The sequence below is a fragment of the Thiemannella venezuelensis genome, from assembly GCF_014203605.1.
In the GTDB taxonomy this organism is placed as follows: domain Bacteria; phylum Actinomycetota; class Actinomycetes; order Streptosporangiales; family Streptosporangiaceae; genus Planomonospora_A; species Planomonospora_A venezuelensis.
This window is the reverse complement of record NZ_JACHJJ010000033.1, coordinates 34,951-49,334: the sequence shown is the minus strand read 5'-3', so window position 1 is coordinate 49,334 and position 14,384 is coordinate 34,951. Positions and strand designations below refer to the sequence as shown.

Sequence of the window (14,384 nt, the reverse complement as noted above, 5' to 3'; positions counted from 1 at the left end):
TCTCCCCTCTCAGAACGCGAACGCGCGGTCGACGGCGTCGAGGACCCGGTCCAGGTCGGGCAGGTAGTGCTCCTCAAGCCGGGAGGGCGGGTACGGGGTGGACGGGCCGCCGACGCGCAGCACCGGGGCCTCCAGGCTGTAGAAGCACTCCTCGGTGATCCGGGCGGCGAGCTCGGCGCCGAACCCGCCGAAGACGGGCGCCTCGTGCACCACGAGGCACCGCCCGGTGCGCCGTACGGAGTCCGTGACCGTGGCCGCGTCCAGCGGGTTGAGCGAGCGCAGGTCCACGACCTCCAGTGAGCGGCCGTCCTCCTCCGCGGCGGCCGCGGCCTCCAGGCAGGTCTTCACCATCGGCCCGTAGGCCAGCAGGGTGACGTCCGTGCCGGGCCGTACGATCCGGGCCCGGTCGAAGGGGAGCCAGCCGTCCGCGGCGGAGGTGTCGACCTCGGCCTTCTCCCAGTAGCGCCGCTTGGGCTCGAAGAAGACGACCGGGTCGTCGCAGCGGATCGCCTGCTGGATCATCGTGTAGGCGTCCACCGGGTTGGAGCAGGCCACCACCCGCAGGCCCGCGGTGTGCGTGAAGTACGCCTCGGGGGACTCGCTGTGGTGCTCCACCGCCCCGATGCCGCCGCCGCACGGGATGCGCACGACCACCGGGAGCTTGAGCGCGCCCAGCGAGCGCAGCGGCATCTTGGCGAGCTGGGTGATGATCTGGTCGGCGGCGGGGAAGACGAACCCGTCGAACTGGATCTCGCAGACGGGCCGGTAGCCGCGCAGCGCCAGGCCGATGGCCGTGCCGATGATGCCCGACTCGGCCAGCGGGGTGTCGATCACCCGCTCCTCGCCGAAGTCCTTCTGCAGCCCGTCGGTGACGCGGAAGACGCCGCCGAGCTTGCCCACGTCCTCGCCCATGACGAGGACCTTGGGGTCGTCCTCCATGGCCTTGCGCATGCCCTCGTTCAGGGACTTGGCCAGGGTGAGCGTCGTCATCGGCTGCTCTCCTCGCTCTCGAACCCGGCGAGGTAGGCGGCGAAGGCGGCCCGCTCCTCGTCCATCAGGCGGTGCGGCTCCGCGTAGACGTGGTCGAAGATCGCGAGCGGCTCCGGGTCGGGCATCGCCAGGCAGCGCCTGCGCACGTCCCTGCCGAGCTCGTCGGCCTCGGCGTCGATCTTGTCGAAGAACGCCTGGTCGGCGAGCTGGTTCTTGAACAGGTAGGCCCTGACCCGCTCGATCGGGTCCTTGAGCTTCCACGCCTCCAGCTCGTCCTGGACCCGGTAGCGGGTCGGGTCGTCGGAGGTGGTGTGCGCGCCCATCCGGTAGGTGAAGGCCTCGATCAGCATCGGGCCCTGCCCCTCGCGGGCGTTCTTCAGCGCCTGGCGGGTCACCGCGAGGCAGGCGAACACGTCGTTGCCGTCGACCCGGACGCCGGGGAAGCCGAACCCGCTGGCCCGGCGGTAGAGCGGGATGCGCGACTGCTTCTCCAGCGGCTCGGAGATGGCCCACTGGTTGTTCTGGCAGAAGAACACCACGGGCGCGTTGAACACCGACGCCCAGATGAACGACTCGTTGACGTCGCCCTGGGAGGTGGCGCCGTCGCCGAAGTAGACGATCGTGGCGGCGCCGTCCTCGCCGACGGCGCCGTCGCGCTGCACGCCCATGGCGTAGCCGACGGCGTGCAGGGTCTGGCTGCCGATCACGATCGTGTAGAGGTGGAAGTTGTGCTCGGCGGGATCCCAGCCGCCGTGGTTGACCCCGCGGAACAGGCCGAGGAGGTTCACCGGGTCGACCCCGCGGCACCAGGCCACGCCGTGCTCGCGGTAGGTCGGGAAGGCCATGTCCGCGTCGGTGAGCGCCCGGCCCGAGCCGATCTGCGCGGCCTCCTGGCCGAGCAGGGAGGCCCAGATGCCCAGCTCGCCCTGGCGCTGCAGGGCCACGGCCTCCAGGTCGACGCGGCGGACCAGGACCAGATCGCGGTAGAGCCCGCGGACCTCCTCCGGCGTCAGGTCGATGTCGTAGTCGGGATGCTCGACCCGCTCCCCCTCGGGGGTCAGCAACTGGACGAGCTCGGGGGGTGCTTGCGCACCACGAGAGGCGTCGGCTGTCACGTGCCGCTCCTGTGTGCTCGGGGCCGTCCGAGCGGGTTCGCCGCTCTTGTCCGGCCGGTTAGCGACGCATTCGATCCTTCTGGTAGTGGTTCGTCTGCGTTTGTGGACATCGTGGCAGAGGTCACATACCTACGCGCAAGACCTGACGGGACCTCCATGCCCTCCCCGTTCCCCCTCCATCCGTTTTTCACCCTCTCGGGAGGTACGGCCCCCGCGCGGAGGCGCCCCGCGGCCGGGAGCGCCCTCCTCCCGCGAGGCGGGCGAGGCCCCCGGCCGGAGAGGCGCGGACCGCACGGGAGGACCCGGGGACGGGCCGTCCCGCGCGACCGTTACGCTTGAGGCGCCCGACCGTCCCGCTACACCTGGAGGAACACCGTGGCGCGCGTCATCGTCGACGTCATGCTGAAGCCCGAGATTCTCGACGCGCAGGGCCAGGCCATCGCCCGCGCGCTCCCGCGGCTCGGCTTCTCCGGTGTCTCCGCGGTGCGGCAGGGCAAGCGGTTCGAGGTGGAGCTCGACGGCCCGGCCGACGAGGCGGCGATTTCGGACGTCCGAAAGATGGCCGAGACCTTGCTGGCCAACACTGTCATCGAGGATTTCACGGTCACCGTGGCGGAATGAACCGTCACACAGAACACACGGGTTTCCGATTGGCACGCGCCAATTCGATGGCGGCGCGCGTCGAACACCACGGCTTGACCAACGGCAGATAACATCACAGTTATTTTGCGGTTAGGCCGGATTCGGGGCGGGAAACCTTCACAAGGTGACGTCTGGCCCCGGGAGGAATCCGGTGGATATCGAGTTCTCGTTGGCTCTGCCAAGAGAGGCCATCGGCATTCCCATGGTCCGCAGAGTGCTCGGCGACTCCCTCCGCTCGCTCCACGTCACCGAGACCTGCGTCTCCGACATCCTGCTCGCGGTCAGCGAGGCGTGCGGCAACGCGGTGCGCCACGGCGGCCCGGCCAACCGCTACCAGGTCGAGGCCGCGATCGGCTACGGCCGCTGCGACGTCCGCGTCATCGACGGCGGGCACGGCCAGGTCCGGCTGCCCGACCGCTACCCCTCCTCCGACGTCGAGAACGGCCGCGGCATCCTGATCATGCAGGCCGTGGTGGACGAGCTCTCCTTCGACGCCGCCCCCGGGCGGGGGACCACCGTGCACCTGCGCAAGCGCCTCGACCTGGACGAGGAGGCCGTCCCCGCCCGTTCCCGGCAGCTCGCCTCGGTCTGATCCCGCCGGTCCGCCCGGCCGTTCGTACGATCCTCCAAAGCCGGAGCCGGTCGTCCGGGGATGGATGGTGCGATCCGACGGGTCCGGGTGCGATCCGCTCACCGGGAGCGGATAGCCTGGGCGCACCGCCGCAGACCGCCGTCCGCCGTGTGAGACGCCGGCGCGGCGCTCGTTTGTGGAGGGGAACGCTGCCATGAGTGCTGCCCGCGTGGGCGTCGTCACTTTTCCCGGAACTCTTGACGATCAGGACGCGGCCCGCGCCGTACGCCACGCGGGGGGCGAGGCCGTCCCGCTCTGGCACGCGGACGCCGATCTCAAGGGTGTGGACGCCGTCTTCCTGCCCGGCGGGTTCTCCTACGGGGACTACCTGCGGTGCGGGGCCATCTCCAGGTTCGCGCCGCTGATGGAGGAGCTGATCCCCGCCGCCAGGGCCGGGCTCCCCGTCCTGGGCACCTGCAACGGCTTCCAGATCCTCTGCGAGGCCCACCTGCTCCCCGGCGCGCTGATGCGCAACGCCGGGCTGCACTACATCTGCCGCGACCAGGGCATCCGCGTGGAGAGCACCGCCACCCCGTGGACCGCGGACTTCGCCGAGGGCCAGGAGATCGTGCTCCCGATCAAGCACGGCGAGGGCCGCTACGTCGCCGACGAGGCGACCCTGGCGGCGCTGGAGGCGGGCGGCCAGGTGGTCTTCCGCTACGCCGGCGGCAACCCCAACGGCTCCCTGAACGACATCGCGGGCATCCGCAACGAGGCCGGCAACGTCGTCGGCCTGATGCCCCACCCCGAGCACGCCGTCGAGGACCTGACCGGGGCCCCGAGCACCGACGGCCGCGCCTTCTTCACCTCGATCCTCAAGAAGCTGGTGAACGCGTGAGCGAGCGAGCCGACAGACACAGCAGCGTCGCGAACGCGGCCGGCGGAGGAGGTCGTGTGAGCCCCGACGTGAGCCTCGACACCGTCAAGCGCGCCGCGGACACGCCGGACGAGCGCCAGCCGTACGCCGAGCTGGGCATGAAGCTCGACGAGTACGACCGGGTCCGCGAGATCCTCGGCCGCCGCCCGACGAGTTCCGAGCTGGCCATCTACAGCGTCATGTGGAGCGAGCACTGCTCCTACAAGTCCTCCAAGGTGCACCTGCGCCAGTTCGGCACCAAGGCGCCGGAGTCCGAGGCGCTGCTCGTCGGCATGGGCGAGAACGCCGGCGTGGTGGACATCGGCGACGGCTGGGCCGCCACCTTCAAGATCGAGTCCCACAACCACCCGTCCTACGTCGAGCCGCACCAGGGCGCGGCCACCGGCGTCGGCGGCATCGTCCGCGACATCATGTCGATGGGCGCCCGGCCGATCGCGGTCATGGACGCCCTGCGCTTCGGCGGCGCCGACCAGGCCGACACCCGCCGCGTGCTGCCCGGCGTGGTCGAGGGCATCAGCCACTACGGCAACTGCCTGGGCCTGCCCAACATCGGCGGCGAGGTCGTCTTCGACCCCTGCTACATCGGCAACCCGCTGGTCAACGCGCTCTGCGTGGGCCTGCTCCGCAAGGACCAGATCAAGCTGGCCACCGCGCCCGGCCCGGGCAACAAGGTCGTGCTGTTCGGCGCGCTGACCGGCCCCGACGGCATCGGCGGCGCGTCGGTGCTGGCCAGCGCCACCTTCGAGGACGAGTCGCAGGCCAAGCGGCCCAGCGTGCAGGTCGGCGACCCGTTCATGGAGAAGCTGCTGATCGAGTGCTGCCTGGAGCTGTACCAGGCGGACGTGGTCGTCGGCATCCAGGACCTCGGCGCGGCCGGCGTCTCCTGCGCCACCACCGAGCTGGCGGCCAAGGGCACCGGCGGCATGGACGTCCAGCTCGACCTGGTGCCGCTGCGCGACCCGTCGCTGCGGCCCGAAGAGATCCTGATGAGCGAATCGCAGGAGCGCATGATGGCGGTCGTCGCCCCCGACGACATCGACGCCTTCATGGCGATCTGCGCCAAGTGGGACATCCCGGCGACGGTCATCGGCGAGGTCACCGACTCCGGCCGCCTGGTCATGACCTGGCACGGCGAGACCATCGTGGACATCCCGCCGGGCACCGCGGCCGACGAGGGCCCGGTCTACGAGCGCCCCTTCACCGAGCCCGCCGGGCAGGCCGCGCTCAACGCCGACTCCCCGGCGGAGCTGCCCCGCCCCGAGGACCTGCGCGCGGCCCTGCTCCAGCTGCTCGGCTCGCCGAACCTGGCCTCGAAGGAGTGGGTGACCTCCCAGTACGACCGGTACGTCCGGGGCAACACCGTGCTGGCCCAGCCCGCCGACGCCGGGATGCTGCGGATCAGCGAGGCCATGCCGGGCGCCGAGGAGACCACCCGCGGCATCGCGCTGGCCACCGACGGCAACGGCCGCTACGCCCGCCTCGACCCCTACGCCGGGGCCCAGCTCGCCCTGGCCGAGGCCTACCGGAACGTCGCCGTGACCGGCGCCACCCCGCTGGCGGTGACCAACTGCCTGAACTTCGGCTCTCCCGAGGACCCGGAGGTCATGTGGCAGTTCGCCGAGGCGGTGCGCGGCCTGGCCGACGCCTGCAAGATCCTCGGCGTCCCGGTGACCGGCGGCAACGTCTCCTTCTACAACCAGACCGGGACCGCCGCGATCCACCCGACCCCGGTCGTGGGCGTGCTGGGCGTCATCGACGACGTGGCCGGGCGGGTGCGCAGCGGCTTCACCGGCGAGGGCGACCGGGTCGCCCTGCTCGGCGAGACCCGTGAGGAGCTCGGCGGCTCGGAGTGGGCGCACGTCGCCCACGGCCACCTCGGCGGCCTGCCGCCGGTGGCCGACCTGGAGGCCGAGCGGGCCCTCGCGCGGGTGCTCACCGAGGCCGCCTCCCGCGGTCTGCTGACCGGCTCCCACGACCTGTCCGACGGCGGCCTGGCCATCGCCCTGGCCGAGGCCTGCCTCGCCCAGGGCGTCGGCTGCGCGGTCTCCCTCCCGGGCGGCGACGCCTTCACCGACCTGTTCAGCGAGTCGGCGGCCCGCGCGCTGGTGACCGTGGCGCCGGAGTCCTTCGACGCCTTCGCCGAGCTCTGCGCGGCCCACGAGGTCCCCTGCTACGGCCTGGGCACCACCGGCGGTGCCTCGCTGACCGTCGAGGGCGTCCTGGAGATCCCGGTCGCCGAGCTCCGCGAGGTCCACACGGGCACCCTCCCGGCCGTCTTCGGCTGATCCGCGCACGGAGAAAGGGGTACGGCTCGCCCGAGCCGTACCCCTTTCGCGGTTCTTCCGTCGGACGGTGTCCGGCCGGGCGGGCATCCCGGCCCGGGACCGCCCGGGAAAGTTCAGGAGAGCAGTTCCTGCATCGTGACGGTGACGGGAAAGGGCACTGCGAGCCGGAGCTTCTCCCTCTCGATGAGGGTCGGCACGTAGGCACCCGTGGTGTGGTCCAACTCGTATACGTAGGCAGCGGGACGGTTGTCCTCGTTCTCGATCCGCCAGAAGTGACGGATACCGGCCTGCGCGTACCGCTCCGGCTTGACCTTCCGGTCGCGCTCCTCCGAGTCGGGTGAGACCACCTCGACCGCGAGGACGACCTCCTCAGGCCGGTATGTCGTGCGCTCCAGTCCCGCCCCGGACGGTTCCCGGACGACCATGACATCCGGCTCCGGCCGCTGACGCCGTCCCAGCGTGACCGTCATCTCACGCACCACGTCGAGCCCTTCCGGTGCCGAGGACCGCAGCACCCGGGTGAGATTGTCGATGACCCTCATGTGGAACTTGGTCTGGGGGGACATCACGATGAGGGCTCCATCGACGAGTTCGAGGCGGCGCGGCGCTTCGGGGGGGAGCCTGTCGAGGTCCTCGGCGACCCAGCCGCGAGCCGGTGGATAGAACCAGGAAGGCAGCGTTTCAGCGGTCATCTCGTCCCCCTCCGAATCCGTGCCCACTTTACGGTTCACCTCCGTTCACCTCAGGTCTTTCCGCGGACAGCCCTCCCGCCCACCTTCTCATTTCCGGCGAACGATTACATTCACCCGGCTCGTCCCGCCCTCCCGACCGGCACCCGCCCGAGGAGACCGTCCTTCGACACACGGAAGGGGTACGGCTCGCGCGAGCCGTACCCCTTCGTCGTTTTCCGAACCCGCCGGTGACCGGGCTTGCGCCGGGCGGGAAGACCACCGTCTCACCGCCGGTCCGCCGCCCGGAGGACCCGTCCCCGGGTTCCGGTGGAGGTCAGCCCATGCAGACCGCGTAGGCGCTGCCCTTGCTGGTCACACCGGCGACGGTCCAGCCGGTGGGCGCGCCGCCGGAGGAGGGCGCGCTCTTGGTGATCTCCCCGACGATGCCGCTGATGCTGTAGCCGCCGCCCGTGGCGACCTGGCCCTGCCCGCAGTTCACGGTCACGCTGCCGCCCCAGGCGGGGAAGTTGAACGACTCGTTGACGACGGTGACCTTGGGGGTCGTGGAGCCGCCCTGGCCCTTCAGGAACTCCCAGAACTGCTGCAGGGTCTTGCCGCCGTTGCCCGGCTGCGCCTTCCAGACCTCGTAGGCGTTCTTGCCGTCGGGCCCCTGCGGCCCCTGGGGGCCGGGGTCGCCCTTCGGGCCCGTCTCCCCCTGCTTGCCGGGAAGACCGTCCTTGCCGTCCTTGCCGTCCTTGCCGTTCTGGCCGTCCTTGCCGTTCTGGCCGGGCTCGCCCTTGGAACCCTGGGCGCCGGTGTCACCCTTGGGACCCTGCGGGCCGGTGTCACCCTTGAGGCCCTTGTCGCCCTTGTCGCCCTTCAGCCCGGTGTCACCCTTGAGACCCTGGGGTCCCGGCTTGCCCTGGGGCCCGGCCGGACCCTGCGGGCCGGCGGTGGCGATGCCCTGCTGGCCCTCCGAGCCCCACGTCACGCGGATCTCGGTGGTCCGGCACTTGGCCGTCGGGTTGACGATCCGTGCGTAGCGGGTCTTCTTGTTGACGCAGGCGTGGATCTCCTCGCCAGCGGTCGCGGCGACGGCGCTGCCGCCCACCGTGAGCATCGTTCCGGCCAGCACTCCGACGGCTACGACACTGATCGTGCGCCCGCCCGGCAACCTGAAAGCCACGGGGCTTCCTTTCTGCGGCACCAGAGTTCCTGGTGTGTCTTGAGAGTCGCATGTTGCACGTTTGAACCGTTCCAAACGTTGACGCGTCAAACATCACGCTTTGGTCGCAGAAAAGTGAACAGACGGTCACCTGAGATCTCCGAGCGGTGGGCGGAGCGGTCGCGCCGTTGGCAGCACCGGCGGCGTGCCGGGATAATCGGACCGTTCGGGGGAACCCCGCCCGGTGGGCGGGGGCGGACGACACAGGGGGTCGCACGACTCCCGCCGAATACGGAGGCCACCGTGCCGACGAACGACCCGACGGCCGTCACGATCGCGGACAGCGCCGGGCGACAGCCGTACCTTCCCCCGGCCACGCAGCCGGTCCGCGCGGTGGTCTGGGTGATCCACCTGGCCCTTCCGATGCTCGGGCTCTGGCTGCTGATCGCCAACCACGACGCCATCAACGTCAAATGGCAGCACAATCCCAGCCACTTCTGGCTGATCATCGCCGTGGCCGGGGTCAACCTGGTCCTGGGCGCCATGATCAGCCAGGCGTCGGCCCGGCGCTCGGACGCGAGACTGCTCCTGGTCTCGCTGGTCTTCCTGAGCAGCGCCGGCTTCTTCCTGATGCACGGCCTGGCCACCCCGAAGATCATCCTTCCGGCCGGGAGCTACGGGTTCGACCTGTCCCAGCCGGTCGGCCTCCTGCTCGCCTCGGGGTTCGCGTTCGCCTCGGGGCTCCCGCTGAGCGAGCGCGCCGCGGCCGCCGTGCTGCGCTCGCAGGTCTGGCTGCGCGGCGGGCTCGTGCTGCTGCTGGCCCTCTGGGGCATGCTCTCGCTCGTCGACGGCCTCACCCCGCTCAGCTCCAGGCCGCCCGAGCAGGGGGCCGGTCTCGGCGGCGCCGAGCTGCTCGGGGTGGTGCTGTACGGCGCGGCCGCGGCGATGCTCTTCCGGCTCCACCGCAGGCGCCCGGCGGCGATGCTGATCAGCATGATCACCGCCTACGCGCTCCTCGCCGAGGCGATGATCGCCGGGATGTACCGCCACAACTGGCACCTGTCCTGGTGGCTGTGGCACCTGCTGCTCACCTTCGCCTTCGTCTTCGTCGCCTACGGCGCCCACATCCAGTCGCGCCGTGAGGGCTCGACCGCCGGGCTGTTCGACTCGATCGCGCTGGCGGCGACCGTCCGGAGGATCAGGGCCGAGTACGAGCAGGCGCTGGAGGAGCTCGTCGGCCACCTGCGGCGCAGGGCGGACAGCCGGGCGCCGGTCGCGACCCGGCTGGCGGGCAAGTTCGGGCTCACCGAGGCGCAGGCCGCGGTGCTCGACAGGGCGGGCGCGGCGCTGGCCAACGAGCGGGAGCTGTCCGAGCGGCTGTCCGCGCTGGTGGACCTGGGCAACCGGGCCCGGGTCGGCCTGCCCGAGGACGAGCTGCTCGTGCAGTCCCTGGACCGGGTGCGGCAGGCCTACGGGGACGTGCGGATCGCCCTGGTCTCCGACGAGCGGGTCGCCTTCGGCTCCACCGAGTACCGCCGGGAGGACTTCCCCTCCGGCGGGCCGATCCGGCTCGGCGACGCGGTGGTCCACCCGCTGACCGTCAAGGGGCTGCTCGCCGGAGCCCTGCGGGTGCCCGTCGGCAGGACCCCGCAGGACGACGCGCTCGCGGCCACGCTGGCCGGGCAGCTCTCCATCACGCTGGAGAACGCGCGGCTCTACCGGGAGCTGGAGACCCTGTTCCGGCAGTACATGTCCCCGGACGTGGCCAAGTCGCTGCTGGCCGACCCCAGGACGGCGGAGCTCGGCGGCGAGCTGGTCGAGCTCACCGCCCTCTTCGCCGACCTGAAGGGCTTCACGAGCTTCTCCGAGCGGGTCCAGCCCGGGGAGATCGTGGAGATGCTGAACCGCTACCACACCGCGGCCGTGCCGATCATCCTCGGCAACGGCGGCACGATCGTGCAGTTCGTCGGCGACGCGCTGCTGGCGCTGTTCAACGCCCCGGCCCGCCAGGCCGACCACGCCGAGGCCGCGGCCCGCGCGGCCCTGGCCATGCAGGAGGCGGCCGCGGAGATCGTCGCCGGGACGCCCGGCTACCCCCGGTTCAGGATCGGGATCAACACCGGGCCCGCCCTCGTCGGCAACATCGGCAGCCCCCAGCTGCGCGGGTTCAACGCGATGGGCGACTGCGTGAACGTGGCCGCCCGCCTGGAGGGCGTCGCCGAGCCCGGCACCGTCGTGATCGGCCAGAGCACCCTCGACCTGATCGGCCCCCGCGCCGAGGTCCGCTCCCTGGGTGAGCTGAGCCTCAAGGGCAAGGAGAAGCCCGTCCCCGCCTACGTCCTCACGGCGCTGGCGTGACGGGGGCCGCGGACCGGTCGCGGCCGTGAGATCCCGCGCGGATCACCGCACGCCGTACGGCATGCGGTGATCCGCGGGGACAAATCCGTTCTCGTCCGGGAACGGGACCGACATAATCGACAGGGCATCCACATGGCGCCGCACCGCCAGGAGGTTCTGTGAGTCAGTCGTTCGAGTCCGGTGAGTTCCTCTCGCTCCTCACCGCCGACGAGGTCGCCGCGCTGCGCGCGGCGGGCCGGATCCGGCGCTGGGACCGGGGGACGGCCCTGATGTCCGAGGGCGACGTGGCGGACTGGGTGCTGGTGCTGACGTCCGGCCGGGTCAAGGTCTCCTCGCACACCGAGAGCGGGACCGAGGTTGTGCTCGCCGTGCGCGGGCCCGGCGCGCTGCTCGGCGAGTTCTCGGTCATCGACGGGCTGCCGAGGTCGGCCACGGTGACCGCGCTGGAACCGGTCGAGGGCATCGCCGTCCGCGACTTCACCGCGTTCCTGCAGGAGAACGGCCGCGTCGCGGTGCTGCTGCTGGAGATGGTGACGAGCCGGGTGCGCGACGCCGACCGCAAGCGGATCGAGTACGGCGCGTTCGACACCACCGGCCGGGTGGCGACCCGGCTGGTGGAACTGGCCGAGCGGTACGGCAAGCCGGCCAACGGCGGGATCCGGGTGGAGCTGCCGCTCTCCCAGGACGAGCTGGCCGGGTGGACCGGGGCCTCGCGCGAGGCGGTCAGCAAGGCCCTGCGCTCGCTCCGGGACCGGGGCCTGATCGAGACCGGCCGCCGCCGCGTGATCGTCCACGACCTGGAAGGCCTGCGCAAGCGGGCCAGGTGACGCGGGCACGGCGGACGGGCGGGCTCCGGTCCGCGGCGGACGTTCCCGGCGCGCCGCCGGGCACCCTGGACAAAACGGGCGTACGCCGTACGTCAGACTGGATCCCATGGTCGCGATCCCTCAGGACCAGCCCGGCTCACCGGAGTACGCCGCCAGGCTCCGCTACGCCTGGCGGGTCTGCTCGGTCACCAGCCTCGGCCTGGTGCTGATCGGCGTCTCCGGGAGCACGCTGAACGTGGCGCTCCCGGCGGTGGTCCGGCACTTCCACGCCGACGCGTTCGCCTCCGGCTGGATCCTCCTGTCGTTCCTCCTGGTCAACACGGCGACCCTGGTGTTCTTCGGCCGGGTGGCCGACCTCCTCGGCCGCCGGGAGGTCTACCTCACCGGTTTCGCCCTCTTCACCGCCGCCTCGCTGCTCGCCGGGCTCTCCCCGAACGTCTGGTTCCTGATCGCGATGCGGGCGGCGCAGGCCGTCGGCGCGGCGATGATCCTCGCCAACGGGACCGTGATCATCACCGACGCCTTCCCGCCCGACCGGCTCAGCCAGGGCATGGGCGTCTACATCGGCACGCTCTCGGTCGCCCAGCTCGCCGGCCCCACGCTCGGCGGCCTGGTCGCGGAGACCGCCGGGTGGCAGTGGATCTTCTGGGTGAACGTGCCCGCCGGGCTGGTCGCCCTCCTGTGGGGGACCCTCACCCTGCGGAAGGTCGCGCGCGGCCCCCGCAAACCGGTGGACGCCCTGGGCAACCTGGTCGTCTTCGCCGCCCTGTCGGCCGCGCTCGTCGCACTCTCCGAAGCGGGCTCGCGCGGCCTGGGCAGCCCGGTCGTGGTCGCCGGTGCGGCGGTCGCTGCGCTCCTCGTCCCGGTGCTGGTCGTCGTGGAGCGCCGCGCCGCGCACCCGGTGCTCGACGTGCGGCTGTTCGGCGAACGCATGCTGGCCTTCGCCAACCTCGCCTCGTTCTGCAACGCGCTGGCCCGCGCGGCGCTGATCCTCCTGGTCGCCCTCTACTTCCAGGCGGCCAGGGGCGTCGACGCCGTCACCGCGGCACTGGGCGTGCTCCCGGTCCCGGTCGGCATGGCGCTGGCCTCCCCGGCGGCGGGCGCCCTCGGCCGCCGGGTCTCGCCCTACGCCCTGTCCGTCGGCGGCGCCCTGCTGAGCACCTCCGGGCTGGGGGTCCTGATGCTGAACACCGCCCCCGCCACGCCGTACTGGGTCATCGGGATCGGCCTGTTCCTGTGCGGCTGCGGCAGCGGGGCGTTCCTGACCGGCAACACCACCCAGGTGATGAAGGCCCTGCCCCCCGGAAGCCTCGGCGTGGTGAACGGCTTCCGGCTCATGGTGATGAACGTCGGCATCGTGCTCAGCATCGCCCTCACCCTGAGCGTGCTCACCAGCACGGTCAGCCCCGCCCTGCGCGCCCAGGTCTACGCGGGCACCCTGTCGCGCATGTCCCCGGTCGCGGTCGACCAGCTCATGGACGGCTTCCAGAAGACGTACGGCGTGCTGTTCGCGGTCGCCCTGGCCGGTGCTCTGCTGGCCGCGCTGGCCCGGGGTCGGGGTCCCCGGGCGGCGGGGTGAGCGGGGAGGACGGGGCCCTGCGGCCGGCGTGGAGGCTGGTGGCGGTGACGGTGGCCAGGACCCCGACGATGACCGCCAGCGACGCGGGCGTGGGGATCTCCGGCACCCCGGCCCAGATGCCGTGCGCCCAGTGCATGACGAGCTTGACGCCGATGAAGGCGAGGATGACGCTGAGCCCGTGGTTCAGGTGCCGCAGCCTCGTCAGCGCACCCTGGAGCACGAAGTAGAGCGCCCGCAGGCCCAGCAGGGCGAAGGCGTTCGTGGCGAAGACGAGGAACGGATCGTCGGTCACGCCGTACACCGCGGGCACCGAGTCGACGGCGAAGACGATGTCGGTGGCGAAGACCGCCACGACGGCCAGGGCCAGCGGGGTCAGGGCCCGCCGGCCGCCCTCCCGGACGAGCAGGCGCGAACCCCGGTAGTCGTCGGTGACCGGCATGAAGCGCCGGACCAGGCGGACCGTACGCAGGCAGGAGACGTCCACCTTCTTCTCGTGGCCGGACAGGGCGTCCCGGAAGATCTTCACTGCGGTGACGAGCAGCACCGCGCCGAACAGCAGGAACGCCCAGGTTCCGCTCTGCAGGGCGGCGGCCCCGAGCGCGATGAAGACCGCGCGCAGCACCAGCGCCCCGACGATGCCGTAGAGCAGGACCCGCTGGGCCAGCTCGACCGGGACCGCGAAGGCCGACAGCAGCAGCATGAAGACGAAGAGGTTGTCGACCGAGAGCGACTTCTCCACCACGTAGCCGGTGAGGAACTCCACCGAGACGGTGGATCCGGACGACGCCCACAGGTAGCCGCCGAAGGCCAGCGGGAGCGCCAGGTAGAAGGCCGACCAGCCCGCCGCCTCGCGCATCCGCACCTCGTGCGGGCGCCGGGTCACCAGGAAGTCCAGGGCCAGCAGGAGCAGCAGGGCTGCGACGGTGATCCCCCACATGGCGGGGGAGGCGATCGTCTCGATGTCGGCCGCCAGTGGACTCGCCTCGACGGGCATGGGAACTCCTCGAACGCGCTCGGCTGTCCGAGGTCTCCTTCACCCGCGCTACGCGGGCGGCCGTCCGGGGACGCCTCGGGGCGGCCGTACTGACCGGAAGCGGCTCTTGGGAAGTACTCCCCTCGCTCTTCTCAGGTTAGATCGCCCCGAGGGCCCAGTGAATACCTCCCGTCTCCGAAACACCTCCGGGAACCGCCCGCCGTTCCCCGCAGAGCGGTCCCGCGCATTTGACCTACCGCCTGAACTGGGC

Annotated in this window: 12 protein-coding genes; 7 read left to right on the top strand and 5 right to left on the bottom strand. The window is 71.6% G+C overall.

Annotation, left to right across the window (positions count from 1 at the left end):
• Positions 1-9: 9 nt before the first annotated feature.
• Positions 10-990, bottom strand: coding sequence for an alpha-ketoacid dehydrogenase subunit beta (locus tag FHS22_RS33415; protein ID WP_184948192.1), 981 nt, complete (start codon positions 988-990; stop codon positions 10-12).
• Positions 987-2,105, bottom strand: coding sequence for a pyruvate dehydrogenase (acetyl-transferring) E1 component subunit alpha (gene pdhA, locus FHS22_RS33410; protein WP_184948191.1), 1,119 nt, complete (start codon positions 2,103-2,105; stop codon positions 987-989). Before pdhA ends, FHS22_RS33415 begins: the two co-directional genes overlap by 4 nt.
• Positions 2,106-2,480: 375 nt before the next feature.
• On the opposite strand from pdhA, the gene purS reads away from it, so the two are divergent.
• The 4 genes from purS to purL all read left to right on the top strand — a co-directional run bounded on the left by purS (position 2,481) and on the right by purL (position 6,540).
• Entirely contained in the window at positions 2,481-2,726 is a 246-nt protein-coding gene (gene purS, locus FHS22_RS33405) for a phosphoribosylformylglycinamidine synthase subunit PurS (RefSeq protein ID WP_184948190.1), read from the top strand.
• 190 nt (positions 2,727-2,916) lie between these two features.
• Positions 2,917-3,339: an ATP-binding protein gene (locus FHS22_RS33400; protein ID WP_260408539.1), complete on the top strand. Its 423-nt coding sequence runs from the start codon at positions 2,917-2,919 to the stop codon at positions 3,337-3,339.
• Positions 3,340-3,532: 193 nt separating this feature from the next.
• Positions 3,533-4,216, top strand: coding sequence for a phosphoribosylformylglycinamidine synthase subunit PurQ (purQ, locus tag FHS22_RS33395; protein WP_184948188.1), 684 nt, complete (start codon positions 3,533-3,535; stop codon positions 4,214-4,216).
• Positions 4,217-4,272: 56 nt separating this feature from the next.
• Complete coding sequence (purL, locus tag FHS22_RS33390; RefSeq protein WP_184948187.1) at positions 4,273-6,540, top strand: phosphoribosylformylglycinamidine synthase subunit PurL; 2,268 nt, start codon at positions 4,273-4,275, stop codon at positions 6,538-6,540.
• 113 nt (positions 6,541-6,653) lie between these two features.
• On the opposite strand, the gene FHS22_RS33385 is transcribed toward purL, so the two are convergent.
• Positions 6,654-7,232, bottom strand: a complete 579-nt coding sequence (locus tag FHS22_RS33385; protein WP_184948186.1) for a Uma2 family endonuclease — start codon at positions 7,230-7,232, stop codon at positions 6,654-6,656.
• Between the two features lie 313 nt (positions 7,233-7,545).
• The gene (locus FHS22_RS33380) at positions 7,546-8,397 is read right to left on the bottom strand and encodes a collagen-like protein (protein ID WP_221474436.1); all 852 of its coding nucleotides are present in this window, start codon (positions 8,395-8,397) and stop codon (positions 7,546-7,548) included.
• A gap of 282 nt (positions 8,398-8,679) precedes the next feature.
• Here FHS22_RS33380 and FHS22_RS39450 point away from each other — a divergent pair, with 282 nt between their 5' ends.
• From FHS22_RS39450 to FHS22_RS33365, 3 genes are all read left to right on the top strand, one after another.
• Entirely contained in the window at positions 8,680-10,734 is a 2,055-nt protein-coding gene (locus FHS22_RS39450; RefSeq protein ID WP_184948185.1) for an adenylate/guanylate cyclase domain-containing protein, read from the top strand.
• A 158-nt stretch (positions 10,735-10,892) separates the two neighbouring features.
• Positions 10,893-11,561: a Crp/Fnr family transcriptional regulator gene (locus FHS22_RS33370; protein WP_184948184.1), complete on the top strand. Its 669-nt coding sequence runs from the start codon at positions 10,893-10,895 to the stop codon at positions 11,559-11,561.
• A gap of 106 nt (positions 11,562-11,667) precedes the next feature.
• Positions 11,668-13,140: an MFS transporter gene (locus tag FHS22_RS33365; RefSeq protein ID WP_184948183.1), complete on the top strand. Its 1,473-nt coding sequence runs from the start codon at positions 11,668-11,670 to the stop codon at positions 13,138-13,140.
• Here FHS22_RS33365 and FHS22_RS33360 read toward each other — a convergent pair.
• Positions 13,034-14,134, bottom strand: coding sequence for a TerC family protein (locus FHS22_RS33360; RefSeq protein ID WP_184948182.1), 1,101 nt, complete (start codon positions 14,132-14,134; stop codon positions 13,034-13,036). The two genes, FHS22_RS33365 and FHS22_RS33360, sit on opposite strands and share 107 nt — an antisense overlap.
• Between the last annotated feature and the right edge of the window lie 250 nt (positions 14,135-14,384).